The 17,330-nt window shown below is 50.7% G+C and carries 14 protein-coding genes; 8 read left to right on the top strand and 6 right to left on the bottom strand.

Going from position 1 to position 17,330, the window contains the following annotated elements; translation table 11 throughout:
* Positions 1-39: 39 nt before the first annotated feature.
* The 3 genes from BWI97_RS02240 (at position 40) to BWI97_RS02230 (ending at position 3,036) form a co-directional block, all read left to right on the top strand.
* Positions 40-1,071 (top strand): family 43 glycosylhydrolase, encoded by a 1,032-nt coding sequence (locus tag BWI97_RS02240; RefSeq protein WP_102199867.1) that lies wholly within the window; start codon positions 40-42, stop codon positions 1,069-1,071.
* A 188-nt stretch (positions 1,072-1,259) separates the two neighbouring features.
* Positions 1,260-2,630, top strand: a complete 1,371-nt coding sequence (locus BWI97_RS02235; RefSeq protein WP_102199866.1) for a S8 family serine peptidase — start codon at positions 1,260-1,262, stop codon at positions 2,628-2,630.
* Positions 2,631-2,832: 202 nt separating this feature from the next.
* Positions 2,833-3,036 (top strand): hypothetical protein, encoded by a 204-nt coding sequence (locus BWI97_RS02230; protein ID WP_094808814.1) that lies wholly within the window; start codon positions 2,833-2,835, stop codon positions 3,034-3,036.
* Here BWI97_RS02230 and BWI97_RS02225 read toward each other — a convergent pair.
* The gene (locus BWI97_RS02225) at positions 3,033-4,220 is read right to left on the bottom strand and encodes a BamA/TamA family outer membrane protein (protein WP_233207729.1); all 1,188 of its coding nucleotides are present in this window, start codon (positions 4,218-4,220) and stop codon (positions 3,033-3,035) included. The two genes, BWI97_RS02230 and BWI97_RS02225, sit on opposite strands and share 4 nt — an antisense overlap.
* A gap of 260 nt (positions 4,221-4,480) precedes the next feature.
* On the opposite strand from BWI97_RS02225, the gene BWI97_RS02220 reads away from it, so the two are divergent.
* Positions 4,481-5,401: a glycosyltransferase gene (locus BWI97_RS02220; protein ID WP_102199865.1), complete on the top strand. Its 921-nt coding sequence runs from the start codon at positions 4,481-4,483 to the stop codon at positions 5,399-5,401.
* 88 nt (positions 5,402-5,489) lie between these two features.
* On the opposite strand, the gene BWI97_RS02215 is transcribed toward BWI97_RS02220, so the two are convergent.
* The 3 genes from BWI97_RS02215 to BWI97_RS02205 form a co-directional block, all read right to left on the bottom strand.
* Positions 5,490-6,755: a DEAD/DEAH box helicase gene (locus tag BWI97_RS02215; RefSeq protein ID WP_233207728.1), complete on the bottom strand. Its 1,266-nt coding sequence runs from the start codon at positions 6,753-6,755 to the stop codon at positions 5,490-5,492.
* Positions 6,756-7,026: 271 nt separating this feature from the next.
* On the bottom strand, positions 7,027-9,639 hold the full coding sequence (clpB, locus tag BWI97_RS02210) for an ATP-dependent chaperone ClpB (protein ID WP_102199934.1): 2,613 nt from the start codon (positions 9,637-9,639) through the stop codon (positions 7,027-7,029).
* A 180-nt stretch (positions 9,640-9,819) separates the two neighbouring features.
* Positions 9,820-10,746 carry an SDR family oxidoreductase gene (locus BWI97_RS02205; protein WP_102199864.1) on the bottom strand — a complete coding sequence of 309 codons (927 nt, stop codon included), beginning with the start codon at positions 10,744-10,746 and terminating at the stop codon, positions 9,820-9,822.
* Between the two features lie 233 nt (positions 10,747-10,979).
* Between BWI97_RS02205 and BWI97_RS02200 the strand changes: the two genes are divergently transcribed.
* The 4 genes from BWI97_RS02200 to BWI97_RS02190 all read left to right on the top strand — a co-directional run bounded on the left by BWI97_RS02200 (position 10,980) and on the right by BWI97_RS02190 (position 15,086).
* A complete protein-coding gene (locus BWI97_RS02200; protein WP_102199863.1) occupies positions 10,980-11,513 on the top strand; it encodes a DUF4136 domain-containing protein in 534 nt (177 codons plus the stop codon).
* 104 nt (positions 11,514-11,617) lie between these two features.
* Complete coding sequence (locus tag BWI97_RS02195) at positions 11,618-13,411, top strand: glycoside hydrolase family 9 protein (protein WP_233207727.1); 1,794 nt, start codon at positions 11,618-11,620, stop codon at positions 13,409-13,411.
* 56 nt (positions 13,412-13,467) lie between these two features.
* Positions 13,468-14,100: a polysaccharide deacetylase family protein gene (locus BWI97_RS28225; RefSeq protein ID WP_233207726.1), complete on the top strand. Its 633-nt coding sequence runs from the start codon at positions 13,468-13,470 to the stop codon at positions 14,098-14,100.
* Positions 14,101-14,108: 8 nt separating this feature from the next.
* Positions 14,109-15,086 carry a 2-hydroxyacid dehydrogenase gene (locus tag BWI97_RS02190; protein WP_094808810.1) on the top strand — a complete coding sequence of 326 codons (978 nt, stop codon included), beginning with the start codon at positions 14,109-14,111 and terminating at the stop codon, positions 15,084-15,086.
* A gap of 73 nt (positions 15,087-15,159) precedes the next feature.
* Here the strand turns inward: BWI97_RS02190 and BWI97_RS02185 are convergent, their stop codons facing one another.
* Complete coding sequence (locus BWI97_RS02185) at positions 15,160-16,266, bottom strand: glycoside hydrolase family 105 protein (protein WP_199181976.1); 1,107 nt, start codon at positions 16,264-16,266, stop codon at positions 15,160-15,162.
* A gap of 79 nt (positions 16,267-16,345) precedes the next feature.
* Positions 16,346-17,227 (bottom strand): tyrosine-type recombinase/integrase, encoded by an 882-nt coding sequence (locus BWI97_RS02180; RefSeq protein WP_094808809.1) that lies wholly within the window; start codon positions 17,225-17,227, stop codon positions 16,346-16,348.
* Between the last annotated feature and the right edge of the window lie 103 nt (positions 17,228-17,330).

The raw sequence follows: 17,330 nt of genomic DNA, 5'->3' as shown, positions 1-17,330 counted from the left end.
AACACACCACCACCAATCAAGCCATCTAAACTAAACCTTATGAAAAAACTGCTTTTCTTTTGTTTGATCTCCCTGTATGCTCAGGCTCAAACCTTCACGAATCCATTGCTGCCCTCGGGAGCCGATCCCTGGGCCTTGTACCATAAAGGCTATTACTACTACATGCACACCACCGGGCGGTCACTCAAACTCTGGAAAACCAAGACCTTGCCCGAACTGAAAACGGCGGAAGGAAAAGTCATCTGGACTCCGCCCGCGACGGGTCCGTACTCGAAAGACATCTGGGCTCCCGAAATCCATTTTCTGGACGGAAAATGGTACGTCTATTTCACAGCGAATGATGGCACTAGCGGCGATAACCGACGACTGTACGTACTCGAAAACAGTGCGTCCGATCCGCTGCAAGGCGAGTGGGTGATGAAAGGAAAACTCAGCGATGCGAGCGATCAGTGGGCCATCGACGGATCGGTTTTTGAGCACAAAGGCAAGCGTTACCTGATCTGGTCGGGTTGGGATCACGTCAGTAAAACCGACGAAGTACAGAACATCTACATGGCCGCTCTCGAAAATCCCTGGACCGTATCCAGCGAACGGGTACTGATTTCAACGCCGACGTTCGACTGGGAACGCTACTGGGACAATACGACGGCGGGGAAGCCCGGACGGCCCGTATATGTGAATGAAGGACCGCAATTTCTCCGGCACGGCTCGAAGATTTTCATTGTGTACTCGGCCAGCGGTTGCTGGACCAACACCTACGCTCTGGGTTTACTGACGGCACCTAGCGAAGCGGATCTGCTGGACCCCAAAAGTTGGAAAAAGAGCGAGAAACCCGTCTTTCAACAATCGCTGGAAAAGCACGTGTATGGAACCGGCCATAATTCATTCTTCAAATCGCCCAACGGTAAAGAAGACTGGCTGTTGTACCACGCCAACTCGGATTCGGATCAGGGTTGCGGAGGCAAGCGGTCGCCGCGGGCTCAGAAGATTACCTGGAATCGGGCGGGGATGCCCGTCTTTGGCGAACCCGTTGCCGAAGGAGTACCGCTCCCGTATCCCGCTGGTAAATAGGTTAGTATAGCTCAAAAAGCGACGCTCTTGTTCAACGGGAGCGTCGCTTTTTTGTAGGGTGTCCCCAATATTAGGGATTGATAAACGGGCCGCGAATGGAGCATTTTTACAACGTATTTCGACCTTAAACGAAATACAGGGATACCGGCCCTGCTACCGGACACGATCAACCTTCAACTTTTTTCACTATGTCAGATCATCAAAAAAACGCAAAGCCGGACCAGGAATTTACGGGTCGGTATCTGGTTATGTTTCCTGAAGGAACCGATACGCAGGCGGCCCTGGCGAGCTTAACCGAAACGACGGGACTAAAAGTAGCTCATTCAGCGGATTTTCCGGATGAACGCGTGCAGGACTCCGATTTTGAGCAAAACGAAGCGATTTACCTGGATCAGATTGGCGTAGCCGTGGTCAATGCCGTGCCCGATCAGTTAAATCGCCTGTCGCTAACGGTTGCCGATGCCAGTCAGGCGGTGTTGATTGAACCCGAGCGGGTCGTGTACGCCATCAACGAGCTGACGGGCGAATACCTCAAGGGTTTCCGCGATGCTGTCGACACCTTACTGGAGCGTACCCAGCAAACGGAAAAATCCAACGGAGAAGCTTTTACGGCCGAACAGGAAGTACAGGCCACGGGCGTAACCTGGGGTTTGCAGGCCGTACGGGGCGTGCCGTCGTTATTGTACCGTAGTTACAACGGAAGCGGGATCAAAGTGGCCGTACTGGATACGGGCATGGATTTGCAGCACCCCGATTTCGTGGGACGTAACATCGTGACGGCTTCATTTATCAACGGACAAACCGTTCAGGATGGCCACGGCCACGGTACCCACTGCATTGGTACCGCCTGCGGACCACTCAACCCCTCAGACCCGAATGTACCCCGGTATGGTCTGGCGTACAAGGCTACCATTTACGCCGGAAAAGTGCTCAGCAATGAAGGGTACGGTGGCGATGCGGGTATTCTGGCGGGGATCAACTGGGCTCTGGCCAACAAATGCGAAGTGATTAGTATGTCGCTGGGAGCAGGGACGCAGACGCAGGGGTACTCGCAGATCTTCGAAAACGTAGCGGCCAATGTACTCGCCAAAGGCACGCTGATTGTAGCGGCGGCGGGCAACGACAGCAACCGAAGCAATGGCGTGTACAATGCGGTGAGCCACCCGGCAAATTGTCCTTCGATTCTAGCGGTAGGAGCCGTGGATAAAACCATGAAAATTGCCAATTTCTCGAACCGGGGCAAGTACGCTCCGTACGGAAACGTAGATATTGTCGCTCCGGGTGTCGAGGTGTTCTCCTCTACCAAGATGCCGACGAAATACGCTACCTGGCAGGGTACGAGCATGGCAACCCCCCACGTGGCGGGTATTGCGGCTTTCTATGCCCAGCAGAGCAAAGCGAATCGGGGCTATGCTTTGTGGAAGAAGCTGGTGAGTACGGCGAAACCACTATCCCTTCCAACGACCGATGCCGGAGCCGGACTGGTACAGGGCCCGCTGTCCCGGCTGATTCTGAAACCCTGGCCGCTGGCCGTAAATGAAGAAGCATTGACCGACTAGCAATGGTGTGTTTTTTGCTGTGTATAACCGCTCGGATGGGCGGTTATACCTTTTTGGGTTTGAGGTTTGATAGTTTGAGCGTTAGAAGTTTTAAGTTTAAGCGTGAGGTTTGAACGTAAGATTTACTAAGGCGAGGGGGTGGTACGTAGGTTTAGGTACAGAAGAAAAATAAAAGAGAGGCACGCTTTTAACTACTACGTCGATGAAAGAATACATTCTCTCCATCCAGCCCGGTCAGACCCAGGTACTGGAAACTGCCATTCAGAAGCTGAATGGTAGCGTTACCCAGAAACTCAGTGAGATCAATGTATGGGTAGTAAGCCTTGACCCCGGTAACGCCGACGCCGTGCGGCAGTTGGCGGGGGTAGCGGGTCTGGAGGAAAGTCGTAAGATTGATCTGGCCTAGAACGCCTCGCCCGTCATGATGTAAAAGCCGGGACCTTCGTTGGTTAGACCCATGTCCATTCGCAGGAAAATATCTTTTTTCGGGAAAAGTAAGTACCGCAGACCCACGCCACCCGTATAGCGTACGAGTTTAAAGTTGAGTTCGCCCAGCCGAGGGGCCACCATACCCGCTGACGCAAAAACGGTTCCGCCAATACGTCGGCTAAAGCTAAAAGGCAACCAGCGGTGTTCTACCTGCGTGGCCAGGAGCTGGTCGTCGCGGTAGCGGCCCTGGTAATAGCCCCGCATAATCATATCCCCACCCAGCAGTGACTTCAAGTTGAAAGGCACGTTCCCCGACATGAAGCTTCCGTATACCTGCCAGGCAAATACGTTTCGTTGATTAATAGGTCGATAGAGTCGGTTATCGAACGTAATGCCAAAAAAGTTCTCGCTACTACCCCAGGTTTTTCGGTAGGAAAGAAAGCCCAGTTCGGTAAACAATCCCTTCCGTACGTTCAGTACATTGTGCCGGTTATCGTAAACAACCCCCAGTCCCAAGCCTACATTGGTTGAACCCTCCGCACCCAGCGGCAAGGGGTACGCCTGCCCTTCACGGGGTTGCTGGAAGTCAGCATTGTAGAGATGCTGAACATCTACCTGTGGTCCAATAAAAAAATTGGGTACCACTTTTCGCAGTAATCGTTGCCTCGCAATGAGATACATGGCGTCCACAACGGCGGGATTATCCCCCGGCGTATCCGGACCGCTGCCGTAGTAGAGAAGCGGAAACCGCTGAAATCGCACACGTCCCAGCAAAAACCATTTATCCTTATCGCCGTACATGGCATTATCGAGCCAGATGCCATACTGAGCCTGTAAGGTCACAAAGGTAAAGGCCGTAATCTCACTCAGCCGGTTCAGGGTATCGCCTTTGGCCTGATACAGGTACATGGACGAAAAACCAATCTCCACACTGGTTTCCGGGGCATAGGCCAGCGTTGGATACACGCGAAAACTGGGTTTCCCCGGAGCTGTACTATCCGCAATGAGTTTGTTAAAGACCCGCCGAACCATCGAAGGACGTTTTTCTTCCTGGGCCAGGGCTGGGCCTACTACCAGCAATCCGGCCAAAACCAGTAGTTGTTTAGGAAACGATTGCCAATAGTTCAAAAAGCGAATCGGAGAGCTACACGAACGAAACATATACGAATAGAACAGGGTATGGGCTAAAATGTTCTGGGGGAGAGGCTGCTCCGATCCCCGGAATTCTTACGGGATTGTACACTCAACCATTGGCTTCCTAGCTAAATTGGTTGTTAATTTGTAGGATTAAAAAAACGAATTGACGGCTATACTTCTCACTTAACCATCCTGCGTAATCCGAGCCACTGGTTCGCTTATACCCGGTCTTTATACGTTGACAGGCCTGCTTCATCAGCCAACGCTTTTTATTCTACGCCCTAATGCATCATCCGTCTATTTCCATTATTCTTTTAAATTATAATACCAGTCAGCTTACCCTCCATTGCGTTGAATCGATTCGAAACCATACCCAGTGGCCGAACTACGAAATTGTGGTGGTCGATAATAACTCACGGTATGAAGATTACCTGAAGCTGGAGCCGCTGCGGGATATTCCGAATCTGACCCTGGTACGTAGCCGGATCAATCTGGGTTTTTCGGGTGGAAATATGATGGGTGTACAGTACGCGGATCCTGAAACCGACTATTACTATTTTTTGAATAATGACTGCCTGTTACTCAATGATGTGTGCACCATTCTGGCAACCTTCATGGAGCAACATCCCAACGCCGGTATCGTGGGAGCCCAGATGTTTAAGCCCAATCGGGAGTTACGGTATTCGTTTGGGTATTTTCCTTCGCTGGGACTGAAATACCTTGGTCACGGATTCATGAAATGGTATCGTCCCGAGCAGCATCCGGCCCTTAAAGCCTATCAGGAGCCGCTGGAAGTACCCTTCATTATGGGCAGTACGCTGTTCATCCGGGCGACGGATTTTCGGGAGGTCAGTGGTTTTGACATTACTCATTTTCTCTACGTGGAAGAGGAGGATCTGGCCCGCAAAATGCACGCGATTGGCAAAGTGCTCTATCTGGTACCCGAGGCGGAGTACATTCACCTGGAAGGGCAGAGCACGGCTCCCTGCTACGAGATTATTCGGGAGTATCACATTTCACTGTTCCATTATTTCCGTAAGCACCATTCCTATCCGGCTGTCGTGCTTTTTCAGTTGTTTTACGCCTTTAAAAACGGCAAGAAGTTTTATAAACACCGGAATTTCAGTCGACTGGCTTTGTTTATACTGAAAGGCTGCCCCATGGGGGAGAGCCTGCGGTACCGACAGAAGATCAGCATTCAATAAAAAGAGGTACGGCTCCGAAGCCGTACCTCTTTTTATTGAATGACCTATTTTATAACGCGTGAGCCGAAACGAAGCTCTTCTTTAACTCTTAGCCCTGCGTTTTAGCTGGACCCGTTTTCTTTTTGAAAAAACGTTTGGGTTTTTCAGTGGAAGAAGACGTTTGAGGACCATTGGTTTTCTTCTTATTACCACGGTCTTTTTTAGGATCCCAGAGCGGTGCAGGACCAAGGCCTAGTCCTTCGGTGATCGATCGTTTTTCGAGTTCTTTTTCCAGTAAGCGTTCAATGCGAACGACGCGGTGCTGATCCTGATCGTTGATGAACGTGATGGCCGTACCTTTAGCTGCGGCCCGGGCCGTACGTCCGATGCGGTGTACGTAGTCTTCGGGATCGCGGGGAACGTCAAAATTTACTACGTGGCTCAGGTTATCAATGTCGATCCCCCGGGAAAGTACATCCGTAGCCACCAGAATTGGGAAGGCCCGATTCTTGAAATCGCGTAAAATGGTTTCGCGTTCGCCCTGCTCCGAATCGGAAGAAATACCGCGGGCATCCCATTTCATTTTCTTCAAAGCCCGAACAATGACGTTCACTTCCGACTTGCGGGACGTGAAAAGCACCATACTCGGGTTCTCGACCGACTGCATCAAGTGAATCAGCAAAGGCACTTTCTGAGCATCTCCAGCCAGGTAAAACTGCTGATCAATTCCTTCCGCGGGCTTCGATACGGCCAGATTAATTTCTTCCGGCTGATGCATGATCCGGCGGGCCAGATCGCGGATTTTAGGTGGCATGGTAGCCGAGAACAGCAGCGTCTGCCGCTGGGCGGGCAGGTGCTTGAGGATGTTCATAATATCCCCGATAAAGCCCATATCCAGCATGCGGTCCGCTTCGTCCAGAATCAGCGTTTTGAGCTGATCGAACTTCACGTATCCCAGTTGCAGGTGAGCAATCAGACGTCCGGGCGTAGCAATAATAACGTCGGCCCCCTGCGTCAGGGCTTTCTTCTGTTGTTCCCATTCAGGGCCTTTGTTACCGCCGTAAATAGCAATACTCGTCGCATCTACGTAATAGCCGAGGCCCTGCACTTGTTCATCAATTTGCTGGGCCAGTTCCCGCGTGGGAACCAGAATCAGGGTACTGATTTGACCTTTCGGATAATCCGGTACACGGTCAAGAATCGGGATCAGGTAAGCTCCCGTTTTGCCCGTACCCGTTTGAGCACAAGCCAGCAGATCACTACCTTTTAATATTTTGGGAATGGCCATTTCCTGGATCGGAGTAGCCTGTTGAAAATTCATGGAATCCACGGCATCAAGTGTGTCGTCGTGGAGGTTAAATTCGTAGAAATGCAAAGTTCAGAAAGTTATGGGTTATTCCAGAATCCAGCAGATGTAAATCTATAAATAGGCGTTATTACCGATCAACACCGTAAACTAAAAAATATATACCCGATTTCGTATCGTTAAAGAAGCCGTTTTTACTAGAGGCGTTCGCTTGATTTGTACAAAGAAAGCAGAAACCCCGACGTTTGCAAACAATCCAAAGGCTGTTTACTGGTTCTAATTGAAAATAACAAAAAAATCCCTGAGAGCAGTTCAGGGATTTTTGTCATTTCGATAGGAATTAGACTTCCAGCGTTCCATCCACGTTTTCGAAGGCAATGGAGCCATCGTCGGCGAGATTCATCAGGATGACAGAGTCTTTACCAACTGTACCCGCCAGAATATCCTTCGATAAGGCATTCAGAATTCGTTTCTGTAACACCCGTTTCAGCGGACGAGCACCAAAGCTGGGTTCGTAGCCTTCTTCCGCGATTTTTTCCAGAGCCTCATCGGTCGATTCGAGGGTGATACCCTGTTCGGCCAAACGACGCTGGATTTGTCGGAACTGAATACCCACAATCTTGCGAAGGTTTTTGGTATTCAACGGTTCAAAGAGCACAATCTCGTCAATCCGGTTCAGGAACTCCGGTCGTACGCTGGCTTTCAGCAGATCCATTACGGCACTTTTCGCTTCTTCCACCACTAGTGTATGGTTCCAGCCTTCGTCTTCATTGAATTTATCCATAATGATCTGACTACCAATGTTGGAGGTCATGATGATAATGGTATTCTTGAAGTTAGCCACGCGACCTTTGTTGTCCGTCAGGCGACCATCGTCGAGCACCTGAAGCATGATGTTCCAGACGTCGGGGTGAGCCTTTTCAATCTCATCCAGCAGGACTACCGAGTACGGTTTGCGACGTACGGCCTCGGTCAACTGACCACCTTCGTCGTACCCGACGTATCCCGGAGGAGCTCCTACCAGACGGCTTACCGTATGGCGTTCCTGGTACTCACTCATGTCAATCCGTACCAGAGCGTTTTCGTCGTTGAAGAGGTAATCCGCCAGCGTTTTGGCCAGCTCGGTTTTACCTACGCCCGTGGGTCCGAGGAAGAGGAAACTACCAATGGGCCGTTTGGGGTCCTGCATACCAGCCCGACTGCGGCGTACGGCGTCGGCTACGGCTTCGATAGCTTCGTCCTGACCCGCTACGCGTTTGTGCAGTTCTTTTTCCAGACCCAGCAGTTTTTCGCGTTCCGACTGGAGCATTTTGGAAACGGGAATGCCCGTCCATTTCGCAACCACCTCGGCAATGTCTTCGGGCGTTACTTCTTCCTTCAGCATCGTACCGGACTGATCGTCTTCCGAAGCCTGTACATCGTCGAGGCGTTTCTGAGCTTCCGGAATGCGACCGTAGCGAATCTCGGCTACTTTGCCGTAATCACCCGACCGCTCGGCCTGATCCGCTTCGAGTTTCAACTGATCGAGTTGTTCTTTCAGCGTACGCACTTCGTTGACGGCCTCTTTCTCCGATTCCCAGCGAGCTTTCAACTCGTTGCGGGATTCGTTCAGGTCGGCAATTTCTTTCGACAAAGACGTTTCCTTGTCTTTATTGTTTTCCCGGCGAATGGCTTCCCGCTCAATTTCCAGCTGCATGATCCGGCGGTTCAGCTCATCGAGTTCTTCCGGTACGGAGTCCATTTCCAGCCGTAATTTCGCGGCCGCTTCATCCATCAGGTCAATGGCTTTGTCGGGCAGGAACCGATCCGAAATGTACCGACTTGATAACTCGACGGCGGCAATGACGGCATCATCCTGAATCCGTACCCCGTGGTGGAGTTCGTACTTTTCCTTGATACCCCGCAGGATTGAGATGGCATCCGGTTCATCCGGCTCATCCACCAGCACCGACTGGAAGCGGCGTTCCAGAGCTTTATCTTTCTCGATGTATTTCTGGTACTCCTTGAGGGTGGTCGCTCCGATGGCGTGCAGTTCACCCCGGGCCAGAGCCGGTTTCAGCAGGTTAGCGGCGTCCATGGCTCCTTCACCGCCCGCACCAGCACCAATCAGTGTATGAATTTCGTCGATGAACAGAATCAGTTCACCATTGGAATCCGTCACCTCTTTGATCACCGATTTGAGCCGTTCTTCAAATTCGCCCTTGTACTTGGCTCCGGCAATGAGCAGACCCATGTCCAGGGAGACAATGATTTTATCTTTCAGGTTTTCGGGAACGTCGCCCTGTACAATCCGTTGGGCGAGCCCTTCCACGATGGCCGTCTTACCGACCCCCGGTTCACCCAGCAAAATCGGGTTGTTTTTGGTACGACGCGAAAGGATTTGCAGGACCCGGCGAATCTCTTCGTCCCGGCCAATCACCGGGTCAATTTTGCCCTGCCGGGCCAGTTCGTTCAGGTTTTTGGAGTAGCGTTCCAGCGAACGATACTTCGCTTCAGCGTTTTGGTCTTTCACGGGATTATTTTTTCCTCTGAGTTCTTTCACAGCAGCGATTAATTCTTTCTCCTGGAAGCCACTTTCTTTCAGCAGCGTAGCGACGGCGTCCTTACCCGTAGCCAGTCCAAGTAGAATCAACTCAATGCTAACGTATTCATCATCAAACTCTTTCAGGTACGACTGAGCCTTGTTGAAAGCCGTTTGCAGATCGTTCCCCAGGTACGGCTGCCCACCCGAAACTTTGGGGTAGCTGGCCAGAATATTTTCCAGACGACTGTTTAAGGTAGCCGTATTAACTGCTAATTTTTTCGTTAGAAAACCCATCGTGTTGGGGTCTTCTTCCAGGAGGGCCTTGAGTACGTGGCCCGTTTCCACCACTTGCTGCTGATTACCCTGGGCAATCTGCACCGCCTGCTGGACAACCTCCTGAGCTTTAATGGTATACTGATTGAAATTCATGGCTGTATCTTCAATAGGTTTACTACGAATCAAAAAAATACTTACCAAAGGCGAACGTATGTCTTTTTGACTTAAAAACCGTACCTTTCAAACTGAATCTACGTCAGAATGGCTTGAAAATACGCAAAAAAGGCAGCCTAACCTGGGCTGCCTGCTTCATACTAGAGGAATTCACTCCCATTATTCGATATTCACTTTCTTCAGTACGCCAGGCAAGCCGTATTTGGTATACGCCCAGTACAGACCACCGGCAATCACGGCCAGTGAGATCAGCGTGGATGCCGTCGAAGGTGTTTTGGATTCTTCTGACTCGTCAGGACGTTCCATCAGTTTTCGCATAGTCTGAGACGTCAGCTGATCGGGAAGAACATTAGATAACAACGCCTGCGTTTTATTCATCAGGCCGGAGACTACTTTATCGTTGCCTTTCATCAGAGCGGCGTACCCATCGGCGGCTACTTTCGCCGGATCGGCGGTCTGAGCCTGTTGATGAGCCCGCGTACCTTCAGCTCCGGCTTTATTAAAGAAATCAGTATTGGTAGCACCGGGCAGCAACGCAGTCACGGTAATGCTCGTGTCTTTTAATTCATTGCGTAAAGCTTCGGTGAAGGAAAGGACAAAGGCTTTCGTGGCCCCGTAAACGGCCATGTACGGATTAGGCATGAGCGATACCACGGAGGCAAGGTTCAGGATTTTACCCTCGTTCACGCGTACCATGTCTTTCAGGAACAGCTTGCTCAGGTGCACCAGAGCCACCACGTTAAGTTTGATGATGGACAGTTCTTTGTCCAGATCCGTTTCGGTAGCAAAAAGGCCGTATTCACCCATACCTGCGTCATTGACGAGGATGTTAATGTCTACACCAAAGCCTTTGACTTCATCGTATACTTCCTGAGGAGCATTCGGCTGTGTCAGATCTTTTCCGATAACAATCACCGTTTCCAGTCCGTGCTGGTCGCGTAATTCATTGGCGATTTCGTTGAGACGATCCGTATTACGGGCCACCAGTACCAGATTATAACCGTTTTGGGCGAAGACTTTGGCGAGTTCGTAACCGATTCCACTGGAGGCTCCGGTGATCAGAGCCGTTTGTTCCGTTGTGTTCATAGCGATGCATTTGGTGAAATATGTACCGGGGTAAAAAGAAAATCATTCCAGCCAGACCGATGCTCGCTGATTACTAGTGACGCGGAGTACCGTAAATGAAGGTATGGGAAAAAACAACCTCAGTTTTTTAAGGATTCAGAATCATTGTTTGAGTGTACTAGCTCAAGTCGGTGTAAAGTGGATGAGTACAGGTTTTTTTAGTGTTGTCTTTAAACAAAGAAAGAGCACCAGCCATGAAAATATTTGCCACTTTAGCCTTGGGAGCGGTCCTGACGTCCTGTTCGTACTCGAATGTGAAGAGCCGTACCGATGATCAGGCAGATTTGAAAGCCTATAAGACCTACAATTTCATGGATGTGGAGTTACAGGGAGCCGAACGGGATTCGGTGACGAATACTGCCATGAATGAAATTAAACAGGCCGTTGCCCGGGAAATGAACGCCCGTGGGTATCAGACGTATGGGAAACCAGACCTGCTGATCAACATTGGACTGGTGATTCAGGAGAAAACGCAGACCCGCCAGACCGACATTCGGGAAGCTCCGAGATACATCGGTCAGCGGCGTTATTCCTGGAAAAGTGAAACCGTACCCGTTGGTCAATATAAAGAAGGAACGCTGTCCGTGGAGCTGGTAGATGCCCAGCAGAATAAAATGGTCTGGGATGCAGTCGGCTCGACCGTACTGAACAAACGCAGCCGTCAGCCCGAGCAAATCGATAAAGCCGTATCAAAGCTTTTTGATAAGTTTCCTGTGCCGGTGAAGTAATTAAAAAAAATCGGATTGGAAGGAGCGAGGCATACGTGTCCCGCTCTTTTTTGTTTGGGTATGCTGTCGGCTCTTTTTAACTTGGGGCTTTTGTACGACCTCCTATGAACCGAATCCTACTACTCTTCTTGGTTTTTCTATCCTGTAACGTCTACAGTCAACCTAAAGCCTGGATTCGAATCAATCAGTTAGGCTACCTGGAATCCTCGGTGAAAGTGGCGGTGCTCGTGAGTAAAGCCCCCCTTTCCTGTACCGAGTTTGAAATCTACGATGCTCGCACGCAGCAACGAACGGGCCGTCTGCGTACCGTGAAAGGGTACGGCAGTTATGGAGCTTTCGCTGCATCCTATCGGCTCAATTTTTCAACGATTCAAAAACCCGGTCGGTATTACATTAAAGCCGCTGGGGTACAATCGCCGGAGTTTCGTATTGACAATGCCGTATACGATGGAACGGCGGATTTTACGTTGCAGTACATGCGGCAGCAACGCAGTAATTACAACCCTTTTCTGAAAGATACCTGTCACCGTTCGGATGGATTTATCGTCTATCACCCGGATCCCAAGAAAGATTCTACCCATCTGAACGTCTCGGGGGGCTGGCACGATGCTTCGGATTATTTACAGTACCTGCCAACTTCGGCCAATGCTACGTTTCAACTGTTGTTTGCCTATTACAAGAACCCGAAAAGTTTTGGTGATACGCACGACGCCTGGGGTAATCCGGGAGGAAACGGCATTCCTGATGTCGTGGACGAAGCCAAATGGGGGCTTGACTGGCTCCTGAAAATGAACCCCGCTCCGGGCGAATACTACAACCAGATTGCCGATGACCGGGATCATCAGGGCTTTCGGCTGCCGAACCATGACTCGGTTCGCTACGCAGCTAATCAGGGTTTATCCCGGCCCGTGTATTTTATTACCGGAAAACCACAGGGAGCGTTTAAGTACAAGAACCGAACGCAGGGGGTCGCTTCTTCCGCCGGAAAGTTTGCTTCGGCTTTCGCTCTGGGCAGTATCGTCCTGCAAAAATTTAATCCGGTCTACGCCAAACAACTGATCGGAAAAGCCCGGCAAGCCTACGCATTTGGAAAGCAGTTTCCGGGTACGACGCAGACGGCCCCCGGACGGGCTCCTTATTTCTACGAAGAAGACAATTACGTGGATGATATGGAATTGGCCGCCGCAACGCTGGCTCAAGTGGAAAAAGCCGATACGTATCATCAGGAAGCCTTCAATTTCGCTAAGTCCGAACCCGTGACACCCTGGATGGGAGCCGATACGGCCCGGCATTACCAGTGGTACCCGTTTGTCAATCTGGGGCATTACTTCGGAGCAGAGTACAACGGAGCGGAGCAGGGTACTTATCGTAAATTCATGAAAGAAGGGATTGAGAAGGTACGCCAGCGGGGGCAGAAAAACGCTTTTCTCAATGGCGTACCCTTCATCTGGTGTTCCAATAATCTGACCGTCGGTATACTGACGCAACTTCGTTTGTACCGCGAACTGACCAAAGATTCGCAGTATGATGAACTGGAAGCCGCCCTCCGCGACTGGCTGTTTGGCTGTAATCCCTGGGGGACGAGCATGATCTGCGACCTGCCTGAATCGGGTACGGCTCCGAAAGATCCTCACTCGTCGTTTACGCGACTGGGCCCCTACAAAATTTCGGGAGGATTGGTGGACGGGCCCATTTACGGGAGTATCTGGAATAAGCTCATCGGTATTAAACTCAACGAAGCTGACGAGTTTGCTGAATTTCAGTCGGGAACGGTTGTGTACCACGATGATTTCGGGGATTATTCAACCAATGAACCTACGATGGATGGTACCGCCAGCCTGAGTTATTATCTGTCGGCCTTACAGGCGGAGGGTGCGTCAAAAAAAAAGTCCCGATAACCGATAGCGAGGGAGCCATCATCCGGTATCGGCCCCAGGAGAAGGTTATTTACCTGTTGTTTTCCGCCCACGACCGGGCCGAAGGAGCGGAGTACATTCGCAGGGTATTGAAGAAAAACCGGATTCCCGGCCATTTTTTCCTGACGGGTGCTTTCCTGCGAAATCCGGAGTTCCGCAAACTAATCAAGGATTTAAAACGGGACGGACACTACATTGGCAGCCATTCCGACCAGCATCTGCTCTACTGCGACTGGACCCATCGCGACTCCCTGCTCGTATCCCAGGAAGCGTTTAACACCGATTTACGGGCCAGCTATCAGGCACTGGCGGCATTCGGTATACGGAAGGCTCCGTGGTTTTTGCCGCCGTACGAATGGTACAATCAGAAGATCGTGGCGTGGGGTAAGGAACAAGGCTTGCAGGTCATCAATTTTACGCCCGGCACGGGTACCAACGCCGATTATACCTGGCCAGGCTTGCCTAATTACCGTTCCAGTGATACGCTTTTGGCCCGGCTTTTCTGCTACGATGACCAACAGTCGCTAAAGGGAGCTTTTCTGTTGATTCACCCCGGTACGGACCCCAGGCGTATGGATAAGTTTTATCATTTGCTGGATTCGACCATTCTGCCAACTTTGCGGAAACGCGGGTACCGGTTTGGACAATTACCCGATCAACCTTTTCATTGAAACTACGCATGAATATTGCCTTTTTCAGTACCAAAGCCTACGATAAAGAGTCCTTCGACCGCTATCGCTCGACGTTTGACCTGACGTATTTTGAAGTGCCGCTTCAGGAGCATACGCTGAAACTGGCGGAAGGCTTCGAAGCCATTTGTGTATTCGTCAACGATCATCTGACGGCTTCCATTATTAATCAATTGGCCGATGGGGGATTGAAAATCATCGCCTTACGCTGTGCGGGCTTCAACAACGTGGATCTGGACGCTGCCCGCAATCGGGGCGTGAAAGTGGTACGGGTTCCGGCCTACTCGCCCGAGGCCGTAGCCGAACACGCACTGGCCCTGATTCTGGCGTTGAACCGAAAAACACATAAAGCTTATAACCGGGTTCGGGAAGGGAATTTCTCGCTGGAACGGCTGATGGGCTTTAACCTCCACGGAAAAACCGTCGGCGTGATTGGTACCGGATTGATTGGGGCCGCCTTTGCCCGCACCATGCAGGCCCTGGGTTGTCGGGTGCTGGCGTACGATGTGGTCGAAAATCCGGATTTGCCGCTGGCGGAATACGTGAAAATGGAAGAATTACTGGGCCAGTCGGATGTTATTTCCCTGCATTGCCCACTGACCGAAGCTACGAAGTACCTCATTCGCGAAGAAACCATTGCCGCCATGAAGGAAGGCGTCATGCTCATCAATACCAGTCGGGGCGGACTCATTCATACCAAAGACGTTATTGAAGGACTCAAGAACGGAAAGATTGGGTATCTGGGCATCGATGTGTACGAACAGGAAGAGCATCTGTTTTTCCGGGACTGGTCGGAGCAAATCATCCAGGACGACTTAATTGGCCGACTCATGAGTTTCCCCAACGTACTCATCACCGCTCACCAAGCCTTTCTGACGCAGGAGGCCCTCCAGCAAATCGCCAGCGTAACGATTCAGAATTTACAGGAGTATGCGGAAGGTCGCCACCTGAAAAACCAGTTGAATTAGGAAGAATAGACTGTCAATGAAAGAAGCTCAGGCGTAGACCTGAGCTTCTTTCAATATGTATAATTTTATACTCTTACCATTTCATCTTGATGACTTCCGAACCGGCTAACAGATAAGCTCCGGCTCCGTATACTTCCCAGCTTTCGGCACTGAAGTTACGGCGGGGATCGGCTCCGATGGGCTGTACCCAACCCACTTTGCCTTCCGGCGTTAGCAGAGTATTAAGTCCCTGCCAGGCTTTCTGTACGACGGGTTTGAATTTGGCCTTGTCGAGAATGCCCTGATTAATACCCCAGGCCAGGGCGTAACAATCGAAACCCGTACCGCTGCCTTCACCGCCCGGAAAAGAGTCCGGATCGAGGAGGCTCGAACGCCATAAGCCGTCCGCCTGTTGCAGGGAGGCCAGGCGGTCGCTCATTTGTTTGTACTGCGTCAGATAGAATTCACGGGTCGGATGGTTTTTCGGTAATTCCTGTAGCACCTTCACCAGACCACCCATGACCCAGCCATTCCCCCGTGACCAGAACACCTTTTTACCATTCGCTTCGCGTTTGCCTTCACCCTGGCTGTTGACAAGGTAAGAAGCGTCACGGGCGTAAAGGCGTTCTTCCGAATTGTATAATAGATCGTACGTCTGCTTGAAAAGGGTATCGTTCTGCGTCAGATACGAAGGATCCTTGAGCGTCTGACTAAGTTTGACCAGTACGGGCGGAGCCATGAACAGGGCATCGCACCACCACCAGGTAATCCCGTGATTTTTAATCTCCCGGCCCGGTACACGACGAACTTTCTGCACGGAATCAATCGTCGCCTGAATCATCCGCCGATCTTTCTTGATCCGGTACAGATCAATGTAGGTCTGGCAAATCGCAATGTCATCAGCATGGTCGAAACGCGGACCCGGCAGCCAGCGATTTCGCTCACCCATCGCCATCAGTGAATCCAGAATACGGGAAGATTTCGTGGTTTGATACGCCGCGAAAACGCCGGAATAGAAGGCTCCGTTGGTCCAGTCCGTTGGCGTATGTTTGGGGTGACTCAACTGCCAGTCGGTCACTTTTACCATCGTTTCCTTGATATACTTACTGGAAAAAACATCATCCTTTTTAGGAACTCGATCAGCGGATGCGTCGAAAAAGCCGGCCGTAAGCAGGCCGATGCAAAGCAGGGTTACTCGCATAAAGAACAAGATAGGTTTAGTTAGGAAAGAGACGGGCGAAACGGAGCTTAACCCTGTTTCGCCCGGAAAGAATCATGGCTTAAGCCTTAGGATGAGCCTGCTGATAAGCTTCTTTGAGTTTTTCAATGGAATTGTGCGTATAGACCTGCGTGGCAGCCAGTGAACTATGACCCAGTAAATCTTTGATCGCGTTGAGGTCGGCTCCCCGGTTCAGCAGGTGTGTGGCAAAACTGTGGCGTAAGACGTGCGGACTGCGTTTTTCCAGGGAAGAAACCAGCGTGAGGTATCGCTTGACAATCCGTTGAATCATAACCGGATAGGCTTTATTTCCCAGATCAGAAACAATTAGTACATCCTCACAGGAGCCGTTGAAGGTTTCCTGCTTGAAGTTCTGGTACTGACGAATCAGTTTATACAGCGAAGCGGACAGCGGCAGGATCCGGTACTTGTTACGTTTACCCAGAACGGTTAGGGTACGCTCATACCCATCCAGGTCGGCATCCTTGAGTGTAATCAACTCGGTTAAACGCATGCCCGTTCCGTAGAGTAGTTCCAGTACCAGTTTATCGCGTACGCCGGTGAAATCGTCGGTGAAGGTAATATCATCGAGCAGGGTCGTCATTTCCTGTTCCCGAACGAATGTAGGTAGGGTACGGTCCGTTTTCAATGCCTTAATTGACAGCATCGGGTCATTGGTAATGACGCGTTTCCGGAGCAGAAATCCGTAGAAAGTCCGTAACGTAGCGATTTTACGGTTAATCGAGCGGTTATCCAGTTTCTTTTCTGCCAGGCTCGCTACCCACGAACGGAGCATTTGAAAGTCTGCCTTTTCGGGAGCATCCAGTTCGTAACTCTCCAGGAGATACTGCGACAGTTGTTCCATATCTGACCGGTACGCCGTCAGCGTATGTTCGCTCAGTCGCTTTTCGTATTTAATATGTTGAAGAAAATAAGAGACCATGGCTGTGCTGGTTACGAAATAGGCAATATACAGCGGTGACGTAAGGATTAAATGAAAAGTAGAATAAATAATATTTTTTCAGGATTGGGTGCAATCGCTATAA

Origin of the sequence: Siphonobacter sp. BAB-5405, assembly GCF_002872335.1 — a bacterium.
Lineage (GTDB): Bacteria > Bacteroidota > Bacteroidia > Cytophagales > Spirosomataceae > Siphonobacter.
This window is presented reverse-complemented; position numbering and strand designations above follow the sequence as displayed.

Bases quoted from the DNA above. Each gene is read 5' to 3' on its own strand.
- BWI97_RS02205 (WP_102199864.1), bottom strand. From the start codon at position 10,746: ATGAACACAACGGAACAAACGGCTCTGATCACCGGAGCCTCCAGTGGA.
- BWI97_RS02185 (WP_199181976.1), bottom strand. From the start codon at position 16,266: ATGCGAGTAACCCTGCTTTGCATCGGCCTGCTTACGGCCGGCTTTTTC.
- BWI97_RS02180 (WP_094808809.1), bottom strand. From the start codon at position 17,227: ATGGTCTCTTATTTTCTTCAACATATTAAATACGAAAAGCGACTGAGC.
- BWI97_RS02225 (WP_233207729.1), bottom strand. From the start codon at position 4,220: ATGTTTCGTTCGTGTAGCTCTCCGATTCGCTTTTTGAACTATTGGCAA.
- BWI97_RS02230 (WP_094808814.1), top strand. From the start codon at position 2,833: ATGAAAGAATACATTCTCTCCATCCAGCCCGGTCAGACCCAGGTACTG.
- BWI97_RS02220 (WP_102199865.1), top strand. From the start codon at position 4,481: ATGCATCATCCGTCTATTTCCATTATTCTTTTAAATTATAATACCAGT.
- BWI97_RS02190 (WP_094808810.1), top strand. From the start codon at position 14,109: ATGAATATTGCCTTTTTCAGTACCAAAGCCTACGATAAAGAGTCCTTC.
- BWI97_RS02200 (WP_102199863.1), top strand. From the start codon at position 10,980: ATGAAAATATTTGCCACTTTAGCCTTGGGAGCGGTCCTGACGTCCTGT.
- BWI97_RS02240 (WP_102199867.1), top strand. From the start codon at position 40: ATGAAAAAACTGCTTTTCTTTTGTTTGATCTCCCTGTATGCTCAGGCT.
- clpB (WP_102199934.1), bottom strand. From the start codon at position 9,639: ATGAATTTCAATCAGTATACCATTAAAGCTCAGGAGGTTGTCCAGCAG.
- BWI97_RS02195 (WP_233207727.1), top strand. From the start codon at position 11,618: ATGAACCGAATCCTACTACTCTTCTTGGTTTTTCTATCCTGTAACGTC.
- BWI97_RS02235 (WP_102199866.1), top strand. From the start codon at position 1,260: ATGTCAGATCATCAAAAAAACGCAAAGCCGGACCAGGAATTTACGGGT.